The 24,824-nt window shown below is 66.2% G+C and carries 19 protein-coding genes; 3 read left to right on the top strand and 16 right to left on the bottom strand.

The window, feature by feature from the left end:
- Positions 1-12 precede the first annotated feature (12 nt).
- Positions 13-582 (bottom strand): hypothetical protein, encoded by a 570-nt coding sequence (locus BLR03_RS03035; protein WP_091249218.1) that lies wholly within the window; start codon positions 580-582, stop codon positions 13-15.
- Positions 583-736: 154 nt separating this feature from the next.
- On the opposite strand from BLR03_RS03035, the gene BLR03_RS03030 reads away from it, so the two are divergent.
- Together BLR03_RS03030 and BLR03_RS03025 are read left to right on the top strand one after the other, a co-directional pair.
- Positions 737-1,576 carry a LysM peptidoglycan-binding domain-containing protein gene (locus BLR03_RS03030; protein ID WP_091249214.1) on the top strand — a complete coding sequence of 280 codons (840 nt, stop codon included), beginning with the start codon at positions 737-739 and terminating at the stop codon, positions 1,574-1,576.
- Between the two features lie 110 nt (positions 1,577-1,686).
- Entirely contained in the window at positions 1,687-2,163 is a 477-nt protein-coding gene (locus tag BLR03_RS03025; protein WP_091249211.1) for an Rv3235 family protein, read from the top strand.
- 198 nt (positions 2,164-2,361) lie between these two features.
- Here BLR03_RS03025 and secA read toward each other — a convergent pair whose 3' ends face one another.
- From secA to mtrA, 7 genes are all read right to left on the bottom strand, one after another.
- Positions 2,362-5,100, bottom strand: a complete 2,739-nt coding sequence (gene secA / locus BLR03_RS03020; protein ID WP_091249208.1) for a preprotein translocase subunit SecA — start codon at positions 5,098-5,100, stop codon at positions 2,362-2,364.
- 86 nt (positions 5,101-5,186) lie between these two features.
- Positions 5,187-6,422 (bottom strand): winged helix-turn-helix domain-containing protein, encoded by a 1,236-nt coding sequence (locus BLR03_RS03015; RefSeq protein WP_091249204.1) that lies wholly within the window; start codon positions 6,420-6,422, stop codon positions 5,187-5,189.
- Between the two features lie 32 nt (positions 6,423-6,454).
- The gene (gene raiA / locus BLR03_RS03010; protein ID WP_091249201.1) at positions 6,455-7,180 is read right to left on the bottom strand and encodes a ribosome hibernation-promoting factor, HPF/YfiA family; all 726 of its coding nucleotides are present in this window, start codon (positions 7,178-7,180) and stop codon (positions 6,455-6,457) included.
- 171 nt (positions 7,181-7,351) lie between these two features.
- Positions 7,352-8,380 (bottom strand): ComF family protein, encoded by a 1,029-nt coding sequence (locus tag BLR03_RS03005; protein WP_091249197.1) that lies wholly within the window; start codon positions 8,378-8,380, stop codon positions 7,352-7,354.
- Positions 8,381-8,463: 83 nt separating this feature from the next.
- Entirely contained in the window at positions 8,464-10,188 is a 1,725-nt protein-coding gene (locus BLR03_RS03000) for an LpqB family beta-propeller domain-containing protein (protein ID WP_091249194.1), read from the bottom strand.
- Positions 10,185-12,290 (bottom strand): MtrAB system histidine kinase MtrB, encoded by a 2,106-nt coding sequence (gene mtrB, locus BLR03_RS02995; protein ID WP_254788136.1) that lies wholly within the window; start codon positions 12,288-12,290, stop codon positions 10,185-10,187. Before mtrB ends, BLR03_RS03000 begins: the two co-directional genes overlap by 4 nt.
- 64 nt (positions 12,291-12,354) lie before the next feature.
- On the bottom strand, positions 12,355-13,029 hold the full coding sequence (gene mtrA / locus BLR03_RS02985) for an MtrAB system response regulator MtrA (protein WP_091249189.1): 675 nt from the start codon (positions 13,027-13,029) through the stop codon (positions 12,355-12,357).
- Positions 13,030-13,211: 182 nt separating this feature from the next.
- Between mtrA and BLR03_RS02980 the strand changes: the two genes are divergently transcribed.
- Complete coding sequence (locus tag BLR03_RS02980; protein ID WP_091249186.1) at positions 13,212-13,919, top strand: DUF4166 domain-containing protein; 708 nt, start codon at positions 13,212-13,214, stop codon at positions 13,917-13,919.
- Positions 13,920-13,958: 39 nt separating this feature from the next.
- On the opposite strand, the gene BLR03_RS02975 is transcribed toward BLR03_RS02980, so the two are convergent.
- The 8 genes from BLR03_RS02975 to mnmA form a co-directional block, all read right to left on the bottom strand.
- On the bottom strand, positions 13,959-15,002 hold the full coding sequence (locus BLR03_RS02975) for a uroporphyrinogen decarboxylase/cobalamine-independent methonine synthase family protein (protein WP_091249183.1): 1,044 nt from the start codon (positions 15,000-15,002) through the stop codon (positions 13,959-13,961).
- Positions 15,003-15,004: 2 nt separating this feature from the next.
- Entirely contained in the window at positions 15,005-15,424 is a 420-nt protein-coding gene (locus tag BLR03_RS02970; RefSeq protein WP_091249180.1) for a chorismate mutase, read from the bottom strand.
- A 305-nt stretch (positions 15,425-15,729) separates the two neighbouring features.
- A complete protein-coding gene (locus BLR03_RS02965; RefSeq protein WP_091249177.1) occupies positions 15,730-17,430 on the bottom strand; it encodes an ABC transporter ATP-binding protein in 1,701 nt (566 codons plus the stop codon).
- The gene (locus BLR03_RS02960) at positions 17,427-18,434 is read right to left on the bottom strand and encodes an ABC transporter permease (RefSeq protein ID WP_091249174.1); all 1,008 of its coding nucleotides are present in this window, start codon (positions 18,432-18,434) and stop codon (positions 17,427-17,429) included. The genes BLR03_RS02965 and BLR03_RS02960 overlap by 4 nt, the downstream gene beginning before the upstream one ends.
- 2 nt (positions 18,435-18,436) lie before the next feature.
- Positions 18,437-19,528 (bottom strand): ABC transporter permease, encoded by a 1,092-nt coding sequence (locus BLR03_RS02955; RefSeq protein ID WP_091249171.1) that lies wholly within the window; start codon positions 19,526-19,528, stop codon positions 18,437-18,439.
- Positions 19,529-19,662: 134 nt separating this feature from the next.
- Entirely contained in the window at positions 19,663-21,291 is a 1,629-nt protein-coding gene (locus tag BLR03_RS02950; protein ID WP_091249167.1) for an ABC transporter substrate-binding protein, read from the bottom strand.
- A gap of 285 nt (positions 21,292-21,576) precedes the next feature.
- Entirely contained in the window at positions 21,577-22,917 is a 1,341-nt protein-coding gene (gene ltrA / locus BLR03_RS02945) for a group II intron reverse transcriptase/maturase (protein WP_217639733.1), read from the bottom strand.
- A gap of 545 nt (positions 22,918-23,462) precedes the next feature.
- Entirely contained in the window at positions 23,463-24,575 is a 1,113-nt protein-coding gene (mnmA, locus tag BLR03_RS02935) for a tRNA 2-thiouridine(34) synthase MnmA (RefSeq protein WP_091249163.1), read from the bottom strand.
- Between the last annotated feature and the right edge of the window lie 249 nt (positions 24,576-24,824).

Raw genomic sequence — 24,824 nt, 5'->3', positions numbered from 1 at the left:
CCGCAGGGTTGGCTAGTCGCCCGCGGTGCTGACGGACCTGATGCCCGCGAGGGCGCCAAAAGGGATGGTCACCGCCTGCCGGTCGTTCGCCGGACGCCGGCCCTCGCCCTCCCGGGCCACGGCCAGATCCAGGAAATCCCGGCCAACAGTGTCAATGACGCCGTCGAACGCCGCCTCCACCGGCCCGCGCGAGACAAGAATCGTCACGCGCGCCCGGCTCCTGGCGAGGCCCCGGAGGGCGCTGCCCAGACCTAGCCGCTGGCGGACCTTTGACTGTTCGGGCACCGCCAGCCGCGAAAGACCCGCATAGTGCACGGCGGCGGCGTAGGGAACGAGCACCTGGTGGTGGGGCTCATCAAGAACCAGGGCTTCGCTGCCCGCGTGGCTCAGCACCCCCTCGAACGCGGATCCTGACGTCAGGTGAACGCGGATGCCCAGTCCCAGGGAACCGCGCAGCCGGTCGGCGAGCTCCACCCCCGCCGCGTCCACCAGCGCGCGTTCTGCTATTTCTGCCTCAAAATCCAGCCGCTGGCGCGCGGCCAGCTGTGCCTCCATGTCGTCAAACAGGGCGTCCCACCGCATGGCGCCAGCGTAGGCGTGCCTCCCGCACCGGTCAATCCACAGGCTGCGGGCTGCATCTAGACAAACGTGGCCATTGCGGCTCAGACTTCATTTAATAACATCAAACAACATCAAAATGCATCAAATGATGTTGCAGCCGAATGGAGGTTGAGAGATGGACCGGACAACAGGACAGAATCCCCAACCCCGGTCCCGGCAAACGGTCCGGGCCGACGCGGCCATGGCAGCCGTGATCCTGATGCTGGGGGTCTTCCTGGCGGCCACCGGAAGCTTCCTCGTCCAACGCTGGCACTTGGCCTCCGGGCGCCATCAGTCACTGTCCTTCGAGGACCAACTGGGGATCGCGGCGAATACCGCCGGGCTGATCGTCATCACGTGGTGGGTCCTGTCCCTCGCCATCGCCGTCGCCGCGGCCCTGCTCGACCGTCTTGGCAGGACCCGCGCGGCGGCCGCCACGGGCCGCTTCAGCCCGGCCTTCATGCGCCGGCTGGTTCTCGCCGCCGTTGGCCTGCAGCTCATGACCGCTCCGATGGCCAACGCCGCAACCGCGCATGACGTGCCGGATCCCGGCCTACCCGTCCCGGCGGCAGTCTCGGTATCCTGGACGCCCGCCCGCGCCGCGATGCCCGCCGGCGTCCCGGATCGTGCCCCGTCGTCGCCCCCGGCCCCGGCGCCACAGGTGCCGGCCACCGGCTCCGCGGTAAGTTCCGCGGTGGATCCCCGGTGGAAACCCCTCAGCCCGATCGTGGATGCCGGCCCCCTGACGGCACGGCACGTGCGCACCCAGGACACCCCCGGCGCAGCCAGGGAGGTCACCGTCCGGTCCGGTGATTCGCTGTGGAGCATCGCCGCGGCGGCGCTGGGACCGCTCGCGTCCGACGCCGACATCGCCAGAGAGTGGCCACAGCTCTATGCGAACAACCGTGAGGCTATCGGAGCCAACCCCCACTTCCTGCGGCCGGGACAGGTCATTGTCCTCCCGCCGGGAATCTAGGGACCCGCCGCATCACGCGTCACCACAGCAAGTCAGCACAGCACGTCAGCACCGCATGTCAGCACCAGCCGAAAGATCACCCCGCATCAGCCCCCAGCAAAGGAACCGTCATGAATCCAGTCACCGGGATCCGCGCCGCCGCGGCGACCACGCCCGCCTCCGCCCTCCGGGTTGTATCCGGCACGGCAACACCAGCCACCCGCCTGGCCGCGGTCCCCCCGCCCCTTCGCGTGGTCGACGAAACCCATGAGATTTGTGCGATCTCCCGCAGCACAGTGCAGGCGGCCATCGAAGTCCTGGCCGGCACGCGGCCCGCGCAGCAGCTCTCCCGCCGGCTGGACCCCCGGTGTCTGGCGGCCCTGCAACACCGGGCCGCACTGACCCGTCGGGTCGCCTCCGGCAGCTCGCCAACGGCGGGCCGCCTGCACCGCAACCCGTCGGTCCGGTCCGTCCGGGCCTGCAGGGTGTCGGATGACGTCTATGAGGCCAGCGCGGTGGTGGTCGAGGAATCGCGGGTCCGCGCGGTCGCGTTGAGGCTCGAGCGCGGCACCGTGGCCTGGCGCGTCACAGTCCTGGAGATCGGCTGAGCGGCCCGGCTGGGGACCGGAAACAGGAAACCCGCCGATTGGGGGCGGGAACGATACGCAGGCCCGGTTCGAAGCGGAAACCCGGCTTGCAAGGAAAGGAGGCACAACGGCAGGAGGACCGGAACAATCGTTCCGGTCCTCCTGCGTTTGCCTCTGCGCCTGGCGACCGCGCTTGGCGCCCGCCCCTGGTGCCGCCTGTTAGCGCCGTTTCTTCTTCGCGGTGCGGCGGCCGATGTCCTGCGCCGCAGCCTTGGCGGGGTTTCCTGAACGTCCGGAAGCCTTCGCCTCGATCCGGGTCTGGGCGGCGCCGTCTTCACCCGGGGCGGTGTACTGCAGCTGCGCCGGCTTCTCCGGAGCCTCGAGTCCCGCGGCGTGGATCTGCGGCTCGTGGTGTTCGGTGTGCTGGCCGGCGGCGTCCGCCACCACAACGTCCTCGGCCGGAGTCACTTCGACCTCGAGGTTGAACAGGAATCCGACGCTCTCCTCGCGGATGGCCTCCATCATGGCCTGGAACATGATGAAGCCCTCGCGCTGGTACTCCACCAGCGGGTCGCGCTGCGCCATGGCGCGCAGCCCGATTCCCTCCTTGAGGTAGTCCATCTCGTAGAGGTGTTCCTGCCACTTCCGACCGATCACGGACAGGACCACGCGGCGCTCGAGCTCGCGCATGCTTTCGGAGCCGATTGACTGCTCCCGTGCCTGGTAGACCAGCCGGGCGTCAGAGAGGATCTCTTCCCGCAGGAAGTCAACCGTGATGCGGGACTTGCCGCCGGCCTCGTCGATAACGTCGCGCGGCGTAAAGCTCACCGGGTACAGGGTCTTGAGGTTCGACCACAGGAGGTTGAAGTCCCAGTCGTCGCCGGTGCCTTCGGCCGTGGCCGCGTCGATGAACGCATTGATGGTGTCTTCCAGGAAGTACTGGACCTTCTCGTGGAGGTCATCGCCCTCGAGGATGCGGCGCCGGTCACCGTAGATGGCCTCGCGCTGGCGGTTCAGGACGTCGTCGTACTTCAGCACGTTCTTGCGCTGCTCGGCGTTGCGGCCTTCCACCTGGCCCTGGGCCGAGGCGATGGCGCGGGAGACGAGCTTGGATTCGAGTGCGACGTCGTCCGGCACCGAACTGTTCATAAGGCGTTCGGCCGCACCGGAGTTGAACAGGCGCATCAGGTCATCGGTCAGCGAGAGGTAGAAGCGGGACTCGCCGGGGTCGCCCTGGCGTCCGGAACGGCCGCGGAGCTGGTTGTCGATGCGGCGGGACTCGTGCCGCTCGGTGCCGAGCACGTAAAGTCCGCCCAGGTTGAGGACTTCCTCGTGCTCGTCCTTGACGGCCTGTTTGGCGGACTCGAAAGCCTCGGGCCAGGCGGCCTCGTATTCCTCGGAGTTTTCCTCGGGGTCCAGACCCCGCTTGGCCAGTTCGGCGACGGCGGTGAACTCGGCGTTGCCGCCGAGCATGATGTCGGTACCGCGGCCGGCCATGTTGGTTGCCACGGTGACGGCGCCCTTGCGGCCTGCCTGGGCCACGATCGAGGCTTCCCGGGCATGGTTCTTGGCGTTGAGGACCTCGTGCCGGACGCCTTCCTTGGCCAGCAGACGGGAGAGGTATTCGCTCTTCTCGACGCTGGTGGTACCGACCAGGACCGGCTGGCCCTTTTCGTGGCGTTCGGCGATGTCCTTGACCACGGCGTCGAACTTGACGGTCTCGTTCTTGTAGACGAGGTCGGCCTGGTCGATCCGCTGCATGTCGCGGTTGGTCGGGATCGCCACGACGCCGAGCTTGTAGGTGCTCATGAACTCCGCGGCCTCGGTCTCGGCCGTGCCGGTCATGCCGGCGAGCTTGTCGTACATGCGGAAATAGTTCTGCAGCGTGACCGTGGCAAGCGTCTGGTTCTCGGCCTTGATCTCGACGCCTTCCTTGGCTTCGATGGCCTGGTGCATGCCCTCGTTGTAGCGACGGCCGGCGAGGATGCGGCCGGTGTGCTCATCGACGATCAGCACCTCGCCGTCGAGGATGACGTAGTCCTTGTCCCGCTTGAACAGTTCCTTGGCCTTGATGGCGTTGTTCAGGAAACCGATCAGCGGGGTGTTGGCGGACTCGTAGAGGTTGTGAATGCCGAGGTAGTCCTCGACCTTCTCAATGCCGGCCTCGAGGACGCCCACCGTGCGCTTCTTCTCGTCGACCTCGTAGTCAGTCTCGGGCTGCAGGCGCGTGACGACCTTGGCGAATTCGCTGTACCAGCGGTTCGTGTCACCCTGCGCCGGCCCGGAGATGATGAGCGGGGTGCGGGCCTCGTCGATCAGGATCGAGTCCACTTCATCGACGACGGCGAAGTGGTGGCCGCGCTGGACGAGTTCGGAGCTGTCCCACGCCATGTTGTCGCGCAGGTAGTCGAAGCCGAATTCGTTGTTGGTGCCGTAGGTGATGTCCGCGGCATACTGTTCGCGGCGCAGTGCCGGGTCCTGGTTGGACAGGATGCAGCCGCTGGTCAGGCCGAGAAAGCGGTAGACGCGGCCCATGAGGTCAGACTGGTATTCGGCGAGGTAGTCGTTCACGGTGACCACATGGACGCCCTTGCCGGTGAGAGCATTGAGGTAGGCCGGAGCAGTGGCCACCAGGGTCTTGCCTTCACCGGTCTTCATTTCGGCGATGTTGCCCAGGTGCAGGGCTGCACCGCCCATGAGCTGGACGTCGAAGTGGCGCATGCCGAGGGTACGGGAGGAAGCTTCGCGGACGGCCGCGAAGGCCTCCGGCAACAGATCGTCCAGCTTCTCGCCGTCCTGGTGGCGTTCGCGCAGACGGTCAGTTTCCTCACGGAGCTCAGCGTCCGTGAAGGTTTGGAAGGAGCTCTCCAGGGCATTAATGGAATCGGCATAGTTCCGCAGTTGCCGCAGGGTTTTTTTGTCCCCCGTGCGGAGAAGTTTTTCGATAAGTGATGCCACGTGAAGTTGCTCCCAGTCTCAAGCTGCCGAATTCTGGCGTGTTTAGTCTACGGGAGAGACGCAGGGCCGGTGGCGCCTGTTCCCTCTCAGCGGATACTGCTGTTTACCGGTGCAGCCACGGCTTCGGCGAGCGCCGGCGCAAGGTCCCCGGTTGGCGAGACAACCACCCCGCCCAGTCCCAGCCACTCTGCCATGAGCTTCAGTTCCGCGGCGAGTTCGACGGCGGTGTCCTCCGGCGCGCCTGGTTCGGCGTGCGCGGTCCGCACCAGAAGCAGGCTCCCGGCCCGGTCGGCCTTCAGGTCCACCCGCGCGACGATCGCGTCGCGCAGCAGGAAGGGCAGGACGTAGTAGCCGTACCGCCGCTTCGGTTCAGGCGTGTAGATCTCGATCCTGTAGTGGAAGCCGAAGAGCTCCTGAAGCCGCCGGCGTTCGAAGACGAGGGAGTCGAACGGGCTCAGCAGCGCGCGGCCCGTGGCTGACCGCGGCAGTTTCGCCTCCACATGGCGGTATAAGGGTCGGTCCCAGCCGGCCACGGTGACCGGCTGCAGCCGGCCCGTGTCCACGAGGTTCCGGACGGCCACGGCGGCGGCTTTCTGCGGCGTCCGGAAATAGTCCGCGAAGCACCGCACGGTCCCGATGCCGTGGGCCCGGGCCGCTGCATCGATCAGCCGGTCCATCGCGGCGGCAGCATCCGGTGCTTGGGCCGCGTCCTCACCACCCGGTCCGGGCAGCACCCTGGCGGTGAGGGTGTAGCGCCGTTCGAACGATTCGGTCCGCGAGGCCGCGGAGACCAGGCCTTCTTCAAACAGGTGCTCCAGAACCCTTTTGACGGCATTCCAGTTCCAGCCCCATTGGTCCCGCTGCCGGTCCTCCACGTGGCCCAGCCGGGTGGTCAGTTCGGCGGCGGTCAGGGGTCGCCCGACCGCCAGGGTTTCCAGCACCCGAGCCGCCACGCCGTTGCGCAGTTCGGGGTCCATGGCGTGGGCGCCCACCCATGTGCGGTTCTGCCACTGCACGAGATCGTGGAAGTGGTCCGGCCGGATGAAGCAGGCTTCATGCGCCCAGTACTCCATCATCCGGCGCGGGTGGGTCCCCGCCATGTGCTGCAGGATGGCACGGTCGTAGTTGCCCAGCCGGGAGAAAAACGGCAGGAAGTGGCTGCGGGACACCACGTTGACGGAATCGATCTGGACCAGGTGCAGCCGGGCAAAGGTACGGCCCACCGCCCGTGCTGTCACGGGTCCGGCGGGCCGTTCCTTGTCCAATCCCTGGGCTGCCAATGCGATCCGCCGTGCCTGTGCCAGGCTCAGCGATGCTTGCACGTCAGTCCCTTCGTCGGATGGTCTGCACCAGCTTATGCGGTGGCGGGCTCATCCTCTGAACGGTAGGCGAGGATCTTTTCTTCCAGACTTGAGTGTCCGGGCTCGCAGGTCTGGTCCAGGGAGATGACCCCGTAGGTCCAGCCGTCACGCCGGTATACGACCGACGGCGCCTTGGTCTCCTTGTCCACGAAAAGGTAGAAGTCGTGCCCCACAAGTTCCATATTGTCCACGGCGTCATCGAGCGTGAGCTGGGCTGCGGGGAACACCTTCCGGCGGATCAGGACGGGCGAATCGCCGGCCGGAATGTCGTTCTCGACCTCATAGGGCGACTTCTCTGCAGCCGGGACAGGGGCCTCCTGCTGATTTGCCGCCTCAACGTACAGGGGTTCGTTGGGGCTTGCGGGCTCCAGCGTTGCCGTCGCCTCAGTAACGGACTTCGGGGTGTGCCGGCCGTGATGGACCTTTCTACGGTCCCTGGCCCTGCGCAGGCGTTCAAGAAGCTTGTTGTAAGCGAGATCGAAGGCAGCGAACTTGTCGGCGGCACTCGCTTCAGCGCGGATTACGGGGCCGCGTCCCAAGACTGTCAACTCAACCGTGAGCGATTCTGCGGTCTGGCGGGCCTTGGTCTCCTTGGTGACCTTCGCGTCTACCCTCTGGACCTTGTCTCCCAACGAGGCGATCTTTGAGATCTTCTCGTCGGCATATTCGCGGAACCGGTCCGAGACCGTCAAGTTGCGTCCGCTGATCATGAACTCCATGGTGCCCTCCAAATGACTTCGGTGACACGACGGCGGTACTTCCCGGGGGCCGATCTGACTGACAGTCGAGCCCCTTTCCGAGCCGCTATCGACAGGTACATCTGTTCTTGGTACCCATCTTCGACGTTAGTTCATAGCAACCTGTTATTCATCCTTTTCCGGTTTATTTTTTTACTTCACGCCGGTCGAGCCCGCCACGGCGGGGCCGGAGGCATCACCGTCGGCGGCGGCCGGCGGGCGTGTCGCGGCCAGCACAACGGCACCGCCTACAAGGGCCCCTGCTGCCCGCAGCGCACGGGCTGCCTCGGCCACAGTGGCGCCGGTGGTCAGCACGTCATCAACGACGATGCACGTCCGTCCCACGACTACCGGAGACCACGGCCCTGCCCTGGCCCGCATGGTTCCCCGCACCCGCCGGGAGCGGGCACCCCGGCCCAGTCCCTTCTGTCCGCCGGCCCGCCCCAACCCGTTCATTACGGTCCGAAGTGAAAGCTCCGGGGTTCCCGGGCCCGACGCGGGCCGCGCGGTTTTCCGCAGTACGTCCGCGACGGTGAACCCGGGGATTTCATCGCCGCGAACGAGCCGGCGGAGCAGGAGGTGAACGGGACTGAACCCCCTCCTGCGGAAGGCGGCACCGCTGGTCGGCACGGGGACCAGGACGAGGCCCTCCACCGGCCCTGCAGCGGCCTGCAGGGCCCGGGCCAGGCCCCGCGCCAGCTCGCCTGCCAGCCGCGCCTGGCCGTGGCTCTTGAAGGACAGGAGGCATTGCGCGAGCTCCGCCCGGTACGCCCCGGCCGCCACCACGGGCAGCAGCACGGAGCCGTCCGTGTCCATCAGGGCCGGCGCCTGGGCCTCGGCCCGGAACGGCCTGAGCGTCAGCAGGCGCAACTGCCGGGCGCAGCCGCCGCAAAGTGCAGAGTCTTCCGCACCGCAGCAGACGCACTCCACCGGGATGGCGAGGGCGAGCACCTCTGCCGCAGCCGAGGCGGTCCGGTCGGACAGCCGCGCCAGCGGCCGCGCGTACACGCCGCGGTGCCTTGCCGGTGTCGGTGCAGCCGGGGCCAGGTCCGGATCCGCGACCGGTCGCCGGCCGGGATTGTGCCCCGCGCGTGGGGGTCTGCCGCGGGCCGGCACCTCATCGCGTTCCCCGGCATTTCCGCCCTCGACATTTCCGCCACCATGGGGCGTGTGAGTGCTCATCTTCCGATCCTGGACCATGGACGCCAGCGCCGGAAGCACCGCGGGAGGCTATGTGGACAACCCCGGCGCTCTCACACCCGTGGTCAGCCCGGGAAAGACGGGTCGATGGGGCCCTTGAGCTGCGGCGACCAGCCGTTGCCGAGCCGCTGGAAGATCCCTTCCGCGGACTGGCCGTAGATCTCCGATGTCCCGTTTCCTGCGCTGAGGGCAGTCAGCCCGGGCCACGGCGCCAGCTGCTGCGGCTGGGTGGAGGTCAGGGACAACAACTCGGGAGTGACGGCGTCGCTGGCGGAGGCCTTCATGACCGCGACCGTGGTGTCATCCACCCACACGCCCTGGTCCGGATCCCGGGGCGTCAGAAGCGTCAGGGGTACGGTCAGATCCCTTGGGGTGCCGTCCGTGTTCCGGATGATCCCGGTGATCTGGACCAGGCTCTTGCCGTTCTGCTGGGAAATGACCAATGCACGCGTGCCGTCCCGGGACATCCGGAACTCCTTGACGGTCCGGCCGGCAAGCCATCCCGGGGTCAGGGTCACGGTGGGTACGCTGCCGCTCTCCGCCACACCGACCGGCCGGAAGGCAACCACTTCGGTGGCGCCGGCAGCGCCCGGCCCGGCGGTCCAGACCCAGTCGTACCGGCCGAACGAGGGCCTGGAGAGCGTGGCCCGCGTGGTCAGGGCCCTGGCCGGCTGGCCCGGAACGATCGAGTACAGCGTGGTGCGGTCGGCGTTGAGGAACGCAGCGGCCTGTGACTCGGCGGATTCCGCCGGCGCCCGCGGCGATAGAGCCGCGACGGACCGGATATCCGGGAGGGGTGAAAGCCGGTTGTTCTCGTACCGGACCAGGTCGTTGTTGCTGACGGCGATCTGATAGCCGGGAACGCTTTCGTCGCGGACCGGAGGCAGGACCGTTCCGTTGTCTTCGACGCGCACCAGATCCTGGTTGGCCCGGAGCTCGACGTTGATGACATCCGGCTGGCTGCGGAACGTCAGGGCCAGCTGGGTTTGCATCCGCAGCCGGTCCTCGTTGGAGGCGTCGACGAGGTCCTTGGCCGTGAGATCCACCTGGGCGGCGCCGGAGACCACGGGCACGGACTCGCGCGCCAGCTTGATGCCCGACGGGAATGCGCTGACGACGGCGCCCTTGAGGTAGGGGGCCGGGCCGCCGAGCAGTGCGCTCGTCATGGCCTTGACGGTTTTCTTGCGGATGAACCACCGGACATCGGGCACGGCGTAGGTGAAGGTGGGGTCGTAGAAGTAGATCGGGTAGGCGCCGTAGATGACTTTGAAGGTCTCTTCCGGAATCGCCGTGCCGTCCGGGAGATCCGAGATCCGCCACTCGCCGTCCACCTGGGTCAGCGTGACGGGTATGTTCTCGGTGGTGCCCTCGGGAAGTTGCGTCGCCACGCCGTCGGCGTCCACCGAATAGGCGAGGTCGAGCTGGTAATTGAAGACGTTTTCGACGCCGGTGGCCACCACCGAGGCCTTCCGGAAAACAAGCGCCCGCTGGTCCGGCTTCCATGTCACCGATGACGCCTGGGTGAGGTACTGCCGGGCGACGGCGTAATCGTCTTCATAGCCGCTTCCGGCCAGGTAGAAATCCTCAATGACCGCCTCGGGCCCTGCGCCCGGACGCGGCGCTGCCGGGAAGAACACGGGGGCATTGGGGTTTCCGGCGCTCTCATCCTTGCTCTTGCCCACCGGGCCGGAGCGCGGAATCTGGGCGCACGAGGTCAACAGCAGCAGGACGACGGCCAGCAGCGCCGCCCCTACCCTGGTGAATTTGCCGGAAATGGAAACACTGTTCATGCCCTGCCTTCCGTTCCACGGCTCCGGAAACCGGCCGCACCGCCGCCCGGGCTCGCCCCGCCGACGCCGGCAGAGCCGTCGCCAGCCAGACCGTCCGCCGTGAAGTCGTCGGCGCCGGTTCCGCCGTCAGGTTTGCCCTGTGTTCCTGCCGGTGTATCTGCAGCCGGCACCGCGGCGGCCTGCGGCCGGTCCAGGAGCAGCACTGTCCGCTGGCTGCCAGGCCCCGGGAGCCCGACGTTGACCGGTTCAAGCTGGAGCGGAGACCGGGTGATCGGCTCGTCGCGGCGCAGGGGAAGGGTCAGCCGGAAGTTTGACCCGTTGCCCTTGCTCCCCCACGCCTGCAGCCAGCCGTCGTGGAGCTTGGTGTCTTCGGCGGCGATCGACAGTCCCAGCCCGCTGCCGCCCGTAGTGCGGGCGCGGGCAGGGTCGGCACGCCAGAAGCGGTCGAAGACGCGGGCGGCCTCGGCCGGCGTCATGCCGATTCCATGGTCCCGCACGGCCACGGCCACCGCGGTGTCGTTGGCGGCCACGGAGATGTTCACCGGGCGGCCCTCGCCGTGTTCAAGGGCGTTCAGGACCAGGTTGCGCAAGATGCGGTCGATCCTGCGGTCGTCCATGTCGACGATGATGCTGCCGGCCGGTGCGTTGAGGGTGACGGCGGACCCGTATTCGGCGGCGACGGGCGCCACTCCCTCGATGACGTGGGCGACGAGCTGGACGATGTCCGTGGGTTCGGCGTCGAGAGTGGCGGCGCCCGCATCAAAGCGGGAGATTTCCAGCAGGTCCGCCAGGAGCGACTGGAACCGTTCCACCTGGTTGTAGAGCAGTTCAGCGGAGCGTTTGTTGATGGGGTCGAAGTCCTCGCGGGCGTCATAGAGCACCTCCGCGGCCATGCGCACCGTGGTGAGCGGGGTGCGGAGCTCGTGCGACACGTCGGAGACGAACCGCTGCTGCATTTGCGAGAGCGTGGCCAGCTGGGTGATCTGCTCCTGGAGGCTTGCCGCCATGTGGTTGAACGAGGCCCCGAGCCGGGCGACCTCGTCCTCGCCCTTGACCACCATGCGCTCCTGCAGCTGCCCGGCGGCGAGCTTTTCGGAGACGACGGCGGCGTGGCTGACCGGGCTCACCACGTTCCGGGTGACGTACCAGGCGACGCCGCCGATCATGAGGACCAGCAGGGCACCGCCGGCCAGCAGCACGTTCTGGATCTCGTCCAGCGTCTTCTGCGCCGTGTTGAGGTCATAGATGAGGTAGAGCTCGTAGACGGTGCCGTTGAAGGTCACCTTGTTGCCGACCGCAATGCCGGGCCGGTCCTCGGTCCCCACGGGGAACTGGGTTGACGCCCAGTACTGGTCCTTGCCCGAGTCCTGCACGGCCTTGCGGAGCTCCGGGGGGATGACCGCGATGGTGAGCTGGTCCGAGGCCCGGGATTCGACCCAGCGGTTGCGCGGCTTGGTCTGCTCCGGCATCGCTTCGAAGACATAGCGCCGCTGAATCACGGAACCGCGGCCTTCGACGGCGTTCAGGGTGTCATAGACCAGGGTGATGACGCTGGACTGGTCGGTGACCTGGGCGCCGTCGAACGTGTCCTGGACTTGCTTGACGTTGTAGCGGGTCTCCGACTCGGCCTGTGCAAGCCGTTCCTGGAACAGGTTGTTGGCGATCTGGTTGGACAGGTAGGCGCCCACGACGGCGAACGAGCCGATGGCCAGCAGGAGCGTGGTCAGGACGGTCCGGAACTGCAGCGAACGCCGCCATTTCCGCTGTACCGCGCGGAGCAGGTACCGGATGCCGGGCAGGAGACTGCCGGCCCCGGTGCGGACCAGGCGCCCCACCCGGACGCCAACGATCCTCGCGCGTTTGGCCCATAGCCGGGTCCGGAAGGCGAGCCCGCGCCACGGTCCCCGACTGCCGGGACCCGCAGGCGGCGATTCCGGCTCGCCGGATTCAGGCTCGCCGGATTCAGGCTCGCCGGATTCAGGCTCGCCGGATTCAGGCTCGCCGGATTCAGGCTCGCCGGATTCAGGCACAGCAGATTCCGGCACGGCCGGTGCGGCCTCATGAGATGCGGACGACTTAGCGGGCGCTTCGCCGCTCGTCATGTCCGGAGTCGTGTCGTGCCCGGATTCCGGCCCGGCGGCCTGTGCGACGCTGCGGTCCGCAGGCTCAGGAACCTGCTTTATAGCCGACACCACGGACCGTCAATACAACTTCGGGGGCTTCGGGGTCGCGTTCGATCTTGGACCTCAGCCGTTGGACATGGACATTGACCAGCCTGGTATCGGCGGCGTGCCGGTAACCCCAGACCTGCTCAAGGAGAAGTTCACGGGTGAACACCTGCCACGGCTTGCGGGCAAGGGCGACGAGCAGGTCGAATTCCAGCGGCGTCAGGGAAATCCGGTCGTTGCCGCGGCTGACCAGGTGTCCGGCGACGTCGATCGTGACGTCGGCGATCCGCAGGGTTTCCGGGGCCTTCTGGTCCCCCGGACGGAGCCGTGCCCGGACCCGGGCCACGAGTTCGGCGGGCTTGAACGGCTTGGGCACGTAGTCATCGGCACCGGACTCGAGGCCGCGGACGACGTCCGACGTGTCCGCTTTGGCGGTCAGCATCACGATCGGCACGTCAGATTCGGCGCGGACCTGGCGGCAGACCTCAATGCCGTCCATCCCTGGCAGCATGAGGTCAAGCAGGACGAGGTCCGGCTTGGAGGAGCGGAACACGTCCAGCGCCTGTCCACCGTCGGCGCAAAAAACGGGTTCAAAGCCGTCATTGCGCAGCACAATACCGATCATCTCGGCGAGCGCCTCGTCATCATCCACTACCAGAATGCGTGCCTTCATAGTTATATATTCCCCCATTGAATTCTCTTTGTCGTATCGGACGGCTCTCCGGCATGGCGCAGGCGGGCGTGCCGCGGCTGCCGGGACCACGCCGGTGCGCCCGACCGTTGTGACAATTGCCGCGTTGTCCTGCATGCTGTGGACAGGCCCAGTGAACCGGCCCCGGACCGCAGGAGGAACCCGTGAACACCCCCATTTATGAGCGCGCCCTGGGCAGTGACTTTGCCCGACTGCAGCCGGAACTCCAAGCGTACTTCTCCCTCGCGCCGGGATCCGGCCACTACGGCGTCGGTGAGGGGGTGTTCGACGTCGTCGGCTGCCGCCAGGCCTGGCTGCGCCCCCTCCTGCGGCTCACCGCCGGCGAGCAGGCCTTCTTCCCCGAATACGGCGAGGGCGTTCGTTTCCGGATCGAGAACCACGCCCACCTTGACCCGTTCGGCAGGTCAAGCCTGACGGCCCGGCGGGAAATCTTCTTCCCGGGCACCACCCGGCTGTTTCACGACACGACGAGCTTTGACGACTCCGGGAGCAGGCCGGGACTGGTGGACTATATCGGCCGGTTCCGGCGGCTCGTCACGGACCTCAACCTCAGCGTCACGCCGGAAGGCCGGCTCCGCGGCGTGTCCGAGGCGTCCCGCGTGTTCCTGGGACCGCTGCGGATTCCGCTGCCAGCCGCCCTCGACGCCAAGGCCTATGCCGAGCAGTGGTGGGAGCCGCAGGACGGCGGCCGGCACCGCATCCAGGTCAAGGTGATCCAGCCCCAGCTCGGCCTGGTGCTGGTGTACGCCGGCCATTTCGACTACCAGCTCGAGCCCTACACTGCAGGTGCCACGGCGCCGGGCTACCTGCCCGGGTATGCCCGCCCGGACGGCTGGGAGAGCAGGGTCTGACCCGGCAGTTCCGCCAGCTCCAGTAGTCCCGGAGGGCTGCTAGCCGAGCGCGAGCTGGTTGAGCCCGTCCGCCACTTGGGTCAGCCGGGTCAGGACCGCGGTTGCCGCGGCGGGTGAGTGCCGTGCCAGCCCCTCCGACGGCGTGACCCTGATTGCGCCCAGCGTGGATGCGGGAAGACCCAGCTGCCGCCAGGGCCGCCACACGTTTTCCACGACGTCGCGGACCTTGGGCAGCGCCGCGGCGGGGTCCGCCACGTCCAGTGCCCCGGCCCAGAGCCGTTTGCCGCCCTCCACGGCGCCGGCGAGCTGTTCCCACTGGCGCGAGGTCAGTGCCCGGAGCGGGACGGCGATTCCGTCCGCGCCCGCCGCCAGGATCCGCTCAAACGGCGCCTCGACCTCGGAGACGGCCACCACGGTTTCGACGGCGCCCGCGGCGCGGAGGGCGTCGATCACCAGCTGCCAGGACTCGGTGACCTCCCGGCCTGGCACAGAGCGCAGCGTCCGGTACCCGCTGGCGGTCGGAATGGTGCCGGCCAGCACGGAGGCGATGTCCGGCTCGTCGATCTGGACCACGATCCGGGCACCCGGGGTGGCCGCGGCCACGCGCTTGAGGTAGCCTTCCACGCCGGCTGCGAGCGATTCCGCAATCTCGCGCCGGGCGCCGTAGTCAATCAGTGCCCGCTCCCCGTTGTGGAGGTGGAGGCCGGCGGCCAGGCTGAGCGGCCCGCGCAGCTGGATTTTGATATCGTCTGAGGGCACTTCCTCGGCCCCGATTACGTCCGCCAGGACGTTAATGTCGGTGGACAACGCCGATTTCGCCCGCTGCAGGTCCTTGCCAGGACGGTCAACGAGCCGCCACCCGTGTGGCTGGACGTCGACGGCGAGTTCCACAAGCAGGGATGCGGTGCGGCCCAGGGCATCGGAGCCGACGCCGCGGTCGGGAAGCTCGGCCAGGAACGGCAGGTGAGGGCTGCCCAGTTCACCGCGGATGATGCGGGCGGCCTCGGCCGGGTCCTCGCCGGGCCACGGACCCAGGCCCGTCGCGGTGACTTGGCCGGGGGCGGGCAACGCTGCTGCGGCCATGGCTAGGCGTTTGCGGTGCGGTCGGCGTCCGCCGGGCCGGAGGCCTGGGCGGCTGCTTGGTGGTCCTCGGCGATGGCCTCGTGGTGGCGGATGACCTCGCCGATGATGAAGTTCAGGAACTTCTCCGCGAAGGCCGGGTCCAGATGGGCCTCGGCGGCGAGGTGCCGCAGCCGGGCGATCTGCGCCGCTTCACGGCCGGGGTCCCCGGCGGGAAGTTTGTGCGCGGCCTTGAGGAAGCCGACCTTCTGGGTGGCCTTGAAGCGCTCGGCGAGGAGGAAAACGAGGGTGGCATCGATGTTGTCGATGCTGGAGCGGATCGACAACAGCTCCGCCATCACCGCAGGATCCACCGAACCGGCCAGGGAACTTGCCGCCGGGTCGTAGGAATCGGTGTCAGGAAGATTGAGGTTCTGCTCGGTCATTGACCCAGTCTAGGGGCACGGCGGCTAATGCTTTCTGCTGTTAAGCACCGTTGCAGGCACGGGCCGAAGGCAACGAACAGGCAAACAGACAGGCGAGAAGGCAGGCAACGAGGGAGGCAAACTGGCGGGCAAAGAACCCCGCCCAAGCCGAACACAAGGTCATGAACAAAGCGGGGCACAAAGCCGGACACAAAATGGACATGCCCACCGTTCGTGGCGAACGGCGGGCATGTCCATTGGTGGTGTCTCCTGCGGGCGGGGAACCGGTCCGGCTGGCAGCGGTCCGGCCGGAAAAGCTTCCGCGGTTAGCTGTGCAGCACAGCCCGGAAGGCCTCGCGCCGCCTGGCCTGTTCGTCCGGATCCGGAACGGGCAGCGAGGCGATGAGCTTCTTCGTGTAGTCGTGCTGCGGGTTGCCCATCACCTGGTTGCCGAGGCCCTGCTCCACCATCTTGCCCTTGTAGAGCACGCCGACCCAGTGGGAGAGCATGTCCACGACGGCGAGGTCATGGCTGATGAACAGGCACGCGAAGCCGAACTGCTGCTGGATCTCCTTGAACAGTTCAAGTACCACGGCCTGCACGGAGACGTCCAAGGCCGAGGTCGGCTCATCGGCGATGAGCAGCTTCGGGTTCAGGATGAGCGCCCGTGCCAGGGAGGCGCGCTGGCGCTGGCCGCCGGATAGTTCATGCGGGAACCGGTCAGCGTACGACGCCGGCAGCTGCACGGATTCGAGCAGCTCACCCACCCGCTTGCGCGCCTCGGCCGGGCTCGGGTTGGAGTGGATGATCAGCGGTTCGGCCACGCAGTCGCCGATGGTCAGCTGCGGGTTGAAGGAGGCGGCCGGGTCCTGGAACACGAAGCCGATCTCCTTGCGGAGCGGTTTGAAGGTGCGCTCCTTGAAGTTCAGCATTTCGTAGCCCAGCACCTTGAGGCTGCCGCCGGTGGTCCGGTTGAGGCCGGCGATCGCCCGGCCGATCGTGGTCTTGCCGGAGCCCGACTCCCCCACGAGGCCGAAGACTTCGCCTTCGGACACGGTGAAGCTGACGCCGTCGACGGCCTTGAAGGCCGGGGTGCCCAGCCGTCCCGGATACTCGATGGTCAGGTTTTTGGCCTCGACCAGCACTTTGCCGCCCTGGTGGGCGCGTTCCGTCATGCCTTCGGACGCGGAATTGCGGCCCAGGTGCGGGACGGCTGCCAGGAGCTTCTTGGTGTAGTCCTCCCTGGGCTGGGCGAACAGCACCCGCGAGGATGCTTCCTCCACGACGTCGCCCTGGTACATGACCACCACGCGGTCGGCGAGGTCGGCGACAACGCCCATGTTGTGGGTGATCAGCACGATGGACGTTCCGTACTTGTCGCGCAGGTCCCGCAGCAGTTCCAGGATCTCCGCCTGGACGGTGACGTCCAGGGCGGTCGTCGGCTCGTCGGCCACAATAAGGCCAGGGTTCAGGGCCAGTGCGGCGGCAATCACGACGCGCTGCTTCTGGCCGCCCGAGAACTGGTGCGGGTAGTAGTTGACCCGTGTCTCGGGGTCCGGGATGCCCACCTTGCGGAGGGCTTCGACGGCTCGCGCCTTGGCCTCCTTGGCAGAGATCTTGTGGCCGCTGGTGTCGGCGTGCGCCCGGATGCCTTCGGCAATCTGCCAGCCCACGGTGTAGACCGGGTTGAGTGCCGTGGACGGTTCCTGGAACACCATGGCGACGTCGCGGCCGCGGATCTGCCGCAGCTTGGCCGCGCTGACGGTGATGACGTTGTTGCCGTTGATCAGCACAGCGCCCTGGCTGGTTGCCGTTTCCGGCAGGAGCCCCAGGATGGTCTTGGCCGTCACAGTCTTGCCGGATCCCGATTCGCCAACGATGGCGAGGACCTCGCCGGGGTTGACCTCAAGGCTGACGTCCTTGACGGCGAAGACGTCGCCGCTGTCGGTTGCGAACGTGACCTTGAGGTGGTCGATGTCCAGGACGGGGCCGGAGCCTGTGCGCGGCCGGTCGATGTTGGTGGTCATGAACTGCTCGATTCTGCTTCAGGAGCGGCCTGCGTGGCGGGGGCAGCGGGAGCCTTCTTGCTTCCGGCTTTCTTGCGGCCCCTGAGCCGTGGATCGTTGAGGTCGTTCATGCTCTCACCGACGAGGGTCAGACCGAGAACGGTCAAGACGATGGCCGTACCGGGGTAGACGCCCGTCCACCAGATGCCCGACGAGGCGTCAGCTATGGCCTTGTTGAGGTCGTAGCCCCACTCGGCGGCGGAGGACGGTTCGATGCCGAATCCCAGGAAGCCGAGCCCCGCCAGGGTCAGGATCGCCTCGGAGGCGTTCAGCGTGAAGATCAGCGGCAGCGTGCGGGTCGCGTTCTTGAAGATGTGGCGGCCCATGATGCGGATGCTGGATGCACCGACCACCTTGGCTGATTCGACGTACGGCTCTGCCTTCAGCCGGATGGTCTCGGCACGGATGACGCGGAAGTACTGCGGGACGAACACCACCGAGATGGAGATGGAGCAGGCAACGATGCCGCCCCAGAAACTGGACTGGCCGTGGTTGATGACGATTGACATCACGATGGCCAGCAGGAGCGACGGGAAAGCGTAGATCGCGTCGGCGATCACCACGAGCGTCCGGTCCAGCCAGCCGCCGAAGTAACCGCTGAGCAGGCCAAGCGCGACGCCGAGGAAGATCGACATCACGACGGCGACGACGATCACGACGAACGCCGTCTGGGCGCCCCAGATCACGCGGGAAAAGACGTCATAGCCGCTCACCGTGGTGCCCCATATGTGGGCAGGGCTGGGGGGCTGTTGTGCGGGGAAGGTCCCGGACGCGTCGCTGAGCTGGGCAAAGCCGTAGGGGGCGATGATCGGGGCCAGCGCCGCCGTTAGCAGGAAGAGGACAGCCAGCACCAGGCCGGTGACGAGCATGCCGCGTTGCAGCCCGACGCTCGTCCGGAAGTGCGAGATGACCGGCAGGCGGTATAGGAGGGGCTGCTTGCGCCCGCTTGCTGTGGTTGCGTTCATGGCTAGTACCTCACTCGCGGATCGATCAGGGCTGCGACGACGTCCACGATGAAGTTCGTGATGGCGACGATGACCGCCAGCAGCACGACGATGCCCTGGACGGCGACGAAGTCGCGGGAGTTCAGGTATTGCACCAGCTGGTAGCCGAGGCCCTTCCACTCAAAGGTGGACTCCGTAAGGACGGCCCCGCCCAGCAGGAGTGCAATCTGGAGCCCCATGACCGTGATGATCGGGATGAGGGCAGGCTTGTAGGCATGCTTGGTCACGAGTCGGAAATTGCTGACGCCGCGGGACCTGCCGGCCTCGACGTAATCCTTGCCCAGCGTACCGATGACGTTGGTGCGGACCAGCCGGAGGAAGACCCCTGCCGTCAGTAGGCCGAGGGTGACCGCGGGGAGGATCGAATGCGCCCCGATGTCCCCGAGCGCGGCCATGTTGCCGCTGCGCAGCGCATCCAGCCAATAGATCCCGGTCGGCGCGGCCAGGCTTCCCATGGCCAGTTCGGTCCTGGTGGAGGCCCGTCCCGCCACGGGCAGCCAGCCGAGCCAGACGGAGAAGGTTAGCTTCATCAGCAGGCCGGCGAAGAACACCGGGGTGGCGTAGCAGAGGATGGCGAAGAACCGCAGGACGGCGTCGGATGCCTTGTCGCGCTTGTAGGCGGCGATGAGGCCGAGCGGGATGCCGACCAAAAGCGCCACGATGAGGGCATTGATGGCCAATTCAAGGGTTGCCGCTCCGAAGGTTGCGAGCATTTCAACAACGGGCCGGCGGTCGGTGATGGTGGTGCCGAAGTTGCCGGTCGCCACCTGCCCAACGTATTCCAGGTACTGAATCAGGATCGGGCGGTCGTACCCGGCATCGTGAATGCGCTGCGCCAGCGCCTCCGGGGGAAGCCTGCCGCCCTGGGCGGCGGTGATGGGGTCGCCGATGACCCGCATCAGGAAGAAGACCAGGGTCACCAGGATGAAAATGGTCGGAATGATCAGGAAGAACCGGATCAGGATGTAGGTCCCCAGGCCCCCACCTGAGGATTTTTTCTTGGACGGAAGGAGTCCGTCGGCGTCGCTTGGCGGCGCCTCTATCAATGTTGTCATTGGTACCTAAAATTGTGCTTTCGCGGCCATGGGCCGGCCGGCGTGAACTGCAAGGTGCGGCAATGACCAGCAAAGGCGGGGCGCCTCGAGGGCACCCCGCCTCGCAGGCTGGTCAGGACAGCAGGGTTGCAGCCCTACTTGGAAACAGTTCCCAAACGGAACTTGAAGGAGGCATCGAGGGTGGTATCAACACCCTTGACGCCGCTGCCGGAAATGGCAACCTGCGCGCCCTGGAGCAGCGGAAGCGTGGAGATGTCCTTGGCGAGGGCATTCTGCGCATCCTTGATCGTGGACTCGCGCTCAGTCTTGTCGACGGTGGTCAGCTGCTTGTTGATCAGGTCGTTGACAGTGGGGTTGTTGTAGTGGTTCTTCAGGAAGCCGCCTTCCGGGAAGAACGGGGTCAGGTAGTTGTCGGCGTCGCTGAAGTCCGGGAACCAGCCGAACTGGAACAGCGGGTATTCATCGGCGCGGCTTGCCTTGCTGTAGGTGACCCATTCTGTGGACTGCAGGTTGACCTTGAACAAACCGGACTTCTCCAGCTGGTCCTTGATCATGGCGTATTCATCGCCGGAGGACTTGCCGTAGTGGTCGGGGTTGTACTGCAGGTTCAGCGACACGGGCGTGGTCACACCGGCGTCGGTCAGGACCTTCTTGGCCTTGTCCAGGCTGGGCTTGCCGGCGTCGCCGTAAGCGTCCTTGAACGACTCGTTGGCGCCGAGGAAGCCGTTGGGAACGTTGGAGTACAGGGGCAGATAGGTGCCCTTGTAGACCTGGTCCGCGATGGCCTGGCGGTCAACGAGGTTGGCGATGGCCTGGCGGACGGCCGTAGCCTTGGCCGGATTGGCGTCCGGTGCCTTCGCGCCGAACGGCATGGTGTCGAAGTTGAACGTGATGTAGCGGATTTCGCCACCCGGGCCCACGTTGACCTTGACCTTGGAGTCCTTCTTCAGGTCATCGATGTCCGTGGCGCTCAGGCTGCGGTTTGCGACGTCGATGTTGCCCTGCTGGACGTCCAGCTTCATGTTTGTGGGGTCTGCGTAGTACTTGATCGTGGCGGCATCGTTGGCCGGCTTGCCGAGGACGCCCTGGTAGTCAGGGAACGCCTTGAAGCTGATCAGCTCATTCTTCTTGTACGTGTCGATCGTGTACTGGCCGTAGAACGCCTTGGCCTTGACGATCGAGTCGTCGTCAAGCAGCTTGTCGGCCGGGAAGACTTCATCGTCCACGATCGGCGCGGCGGGGCTGCTGAGGATCTGCGCGAAGGTCTGGTCGTTGGCCAGCTTCAGTTTGAACACGACGGTGTTGGCATCGGGAGCGGTGACGCTTTCCACGTTGGCCAGCAGGCTGGCGGGGCCGGCGGGATCGTTGATCTTGATCTGCCGGTCGAAGGAGAACTTGACGTCCTTGGAGTCGAGCGTGTGGCCGTTGGCCCACTTGAGTCCCGGCTTGAGCTTGACCGTGTATTCGGTCGGCGAGGTGAAGGACGCGGACTCGGCCAGGTCCGGAACGGGATCGGCGCTGCCCGGCTTCGAGTTGAGCAGGAAGGAATAGATCTGGTTCATCACCATGAACGAACCGTTGTCGTAGGAGCCCGCCGGATCCAAGGCGGTGACCTTGTCCGTGGTGCCATAAGCGATCGGGCCGCTTGCCGCGGCTGATGACCCGCCCGAGCCGCCGGACGGTCCCGTGCAGGCCGTCAGTGCAAAGGCGGAAACCCCGGCCAGCGCGATGACGCTCTGCCAGGCCTTTTTGTTCATTGCCATCTGTGAACTTTCTGTTCGATGCGTTCTAGCGCAGCCCGAAGTGAAACGAGTGACTCGTCGGGCGGCACGCTTTGCTGATTCCTAGATTCAATCAGACAACCATTTGGTGAATCGTTGCATTTTGTGAGTTGAGACACAAAATTTATACGAACCGAAGGTTTCTGCCATTTTCTTCAGCAATACGCCCGATTCTTCGGCAGGTCCGGCTCAATCGAGTAGGAGGGCCGGGTTTCCCGGCCCTCCTCTCACACCACCGTACGTGCGGGCCTCGCATACGGCGGTTCGTCAGGTTGTCCTGTAGCGACGCCAGGCATCGTGAAGGAACACCAGGCCAAGGGTTTCCCAGTACTCGTTGGGTAGAGCCCGTTGAAGGATCGGCGAGCCCGCAGTGCGCCAATAGGCTTTGCTGGTCATGCCCCACTCCCACGCCTTGCGCGGTGAGATGCCGAGCTTCCGCAGGTTAGCCACACGGGTGCGCGGTTTCTTCCATTCCTTCCACCGGATTTGTCGCATCCTGCGTCGGAACCACTTGTCCAGGTCCGAAAGTATCTTCGGAGTATCGGTCAGACGGAAATAGCCCATCCAGCCCCGGACAAAGCGGTTCAGCAGATTGATGCGCTCCCCCATTGAGATGCTCCACTTCCGGGAGGTGAGCTGCTTGATCCTCGCTTTGGCCCGTTTCAGGGCCTTCGGCGCAACCCGCAGCTTCACCCCGGACGCGGAGTAGTAGAAGCCGTAGCCCAGCAATGTCGCTCCGCTTGCCGGGCTGATCTTCGACTTCTCACGGTTCACCTTCAGTTTCAGATCCTGTTCCAGAGTCTTGGTGCACTGGTTCAGAACCCGCTCGGCTGCCCGCCTGCTCTTGACGAAGACCCGGATGTCGTCGGCATACCGGACGAACCGGTGGCCGCGCGACCACATCAGCTGGTCAAAGTCATCGAGCATGATGTTCGAAAGCAACGGCGAGAGCGGCGACCCCTGCGGGGTCCCCTCCTCCGTCGGCCGTTTCACACCATCGGCCATAATCCCCGCCTCAAGATAGCGTCGGATCAGGCCCAGCAGTCGTTTGTCCTTCACTTTCCGCGCAACACGGGCCATCAGCGCATCGTGGTTCACCCGGTCAAAGAACGCATCCAGATCAACCTCGATCACCCACCGATAACCCTGCCCGACCACGGTCCGGGCGACCCGGACCGCATCATGGGCGCTTTTCTTCGGCCGGAAACCATAGGAAACCGGCACGAACCCCGGATCAAAGACCGGGACCAGCACCTGCGCGATTGCCTGCTGGACCAACCGGTCCAGCACGGCCGGCACACCCAGCTTCCGCTGCCCGCCATCAGGCTTGGGAATCATCACCTGACGCACCGGCTGCGGACGGTATGTGCCCGCGTCGAGCTGTTCCCGCACACCTGCCCAGTGTCCTAAGAGCCACGAACGGAGCCCATCCGTACGCGTCCCGTCAGCACCAGGGGCACCCCGGTTCGCCTCGACACGGCGTAACGCGGCCAACAGGTTATCCCGCGAGAACACCAGTTCCCACAGATCCCCCGAACGGCCGCTGACTGCATCACCGGCACGCGCCGGAACATCACTACGCTGAGCACGGCTATCTCCCGGATTCACCGTTACCTCCCCATGCTCGCCCGCGTCCGCGGGATGGCTGCGATCCGTGTGATGTTCACGAGCAATGCCCGTTCAACATGTCATCTCCCAACGTTCAGCCCTTCCCGGCGAACCTCACGATTCCCGCCGGTACTACGACCTCGGCTGACTTCTGCCCCATCAGGACGACCCTTAAGGCCGCCCCGCTCCACCCGGCAACCCGGATGACGCACTGGGACAGATCTCCCCAGATAAGAACATTCACTTTCCCCCTGCCGCCGCCGCATTTACACACCGGCCGTTTCGGTGGGACGGGCTTCACCATCTGTTGCTGGCTCACCCCGACCGGCATGCCTTCTATGCGGTTCGTGTCCCTCGGTGCAGGGATTTGCCTCCGGCTTCCTTCCCACCCCATCTCACGATGACGCAGTTGCCTTCAGCTAGAAGTTAAACCACCTTCTCCTTCAGAGGACTCACACCTCTAAGCGAATGCCCATGCTGGGCGTACAACGACGAAGGGCCCCGCCGGCGGCGGGACCCTTCAAAGGAGCTGGTGTGGCGGGCGCCTAGAGCGCGGCCCGCTGCAGCGAGCGAGCGGCGTCGATAGTGGCCTGGCCCAGCACGCGGCTGCCCTGGTAGAGCACCACGGTCTGCCCGGGGGCCACGCCGCGCAGCGGCTCCACGAGGGTGACGACGAGTCCGTCCCCGGCCATGCGGGCGCGGGCGGGGACAGGGTCGCCGTGGGCACGGACCTGGGCGTAGCAGTCAAACTCCTCGCCCGTGGCCACTTCGGCAATGGGCAGGCCCGCCCAGGAGACTTTGATGCCGCGGATCTCGTCGATGGCGAGCAGCGCCTCCGGCCCCACCACCACCTTGTTTTCCTTCGGCCGGATCTCCAGCACGAACCGCGGCTTGCCGTCCGCGGCGGGGGTGCCGAGCTTCAGTCCGCGGCGCTGGCCGACGGTGAAGGCGTTGGCGCCGGGGTGCTCGCCGACCTTTGCCCCGGATTCGTCAACAATGTCTCCCGTGGTCATGTCGATCTTTTCGGCAAGCCAGCCGGCGGTGTCGCCGTCGGGAATGAAGCAGATGTCATGGCTGTCGGGCTTGTTCGCCACCGAGAGGCCGCGGCGCTCCGCCTCGGCCCGGACCTCGGCCTTGGACGGGGTGTCGGCGAGCGGGAACATCGAGTGCTTGAGCTGCTCGTGGGTCAGCACGCCGAGCACGTAGCTCTGGTCCTTGGCCCAGTCGGCGGCGCGGTGGAGTTCGGGATTGCCCTCGGCGTCGGTGATGACTTTGGCGTAGTGGCCAGTGCAGACGGCGTCGAAGCCCAGCGCAATGGCCTTCTCCAGCAGGGCGGCGAACTTGATGCGCTCGTTGCAGCGCATGCACGGGTTGGGTGTGCGTCCCGCGGCATACTCATCGATGAAGTCCTGGACGACGTCTTCCTTGAACCGCTCGGAGAAGTCCCAGACGTAATACGGGATCCCGAGGATGTCGCAGGCCCGCCAGGCGTCGCGGGAGTCCTCGATCGTGCAACAGCCGCGGCTCCCGGTTCGCAGGGTGCCCGGCATCCGGGACAGCGCAAGGTGGACTCCGACGACGTCGTGTCCCGCCTCGACGGCGCGGGCGGCGGCAACGGCGGAATCAACGCCGCCGCTCATGGCTGCAAGAACTCGCATACTGGCTTTCTCTAGCTGTCGGGGGTGTCGCCGGCTGGCGCCGATCGCTGGCACGAACCAGGGTCGGATAGCACAAAGCCCGCGGCCCTATTCTACCGCCACGCCGATTCCCCGCCCAAAACCCCTTGACCAGCCTTCCCTCGCGAATCTAAAGTCAAGAGAAGTGATTTTAGATCGTTGAGCCGGACATCGTGCCGAACCGCCGCCGTCCGGATCGGCAGGCCTTGCACAACGGATTCAGACCGTATT

Origin of the sequence: Arthrobacter sp. ok909 (genome assembly GCF_900104405.1) — a bacterium.
Taxonomy (GTDB): domain Bacteria; phylum Actinomycetota; class Actinomycetes; order Actinomycetales; family Micrococcaceae; genus Arthrobacter; species Arthrobacter humicola.
This window is presented reverse-complemented; position numbering and strand designations above follow the sequence as displayed.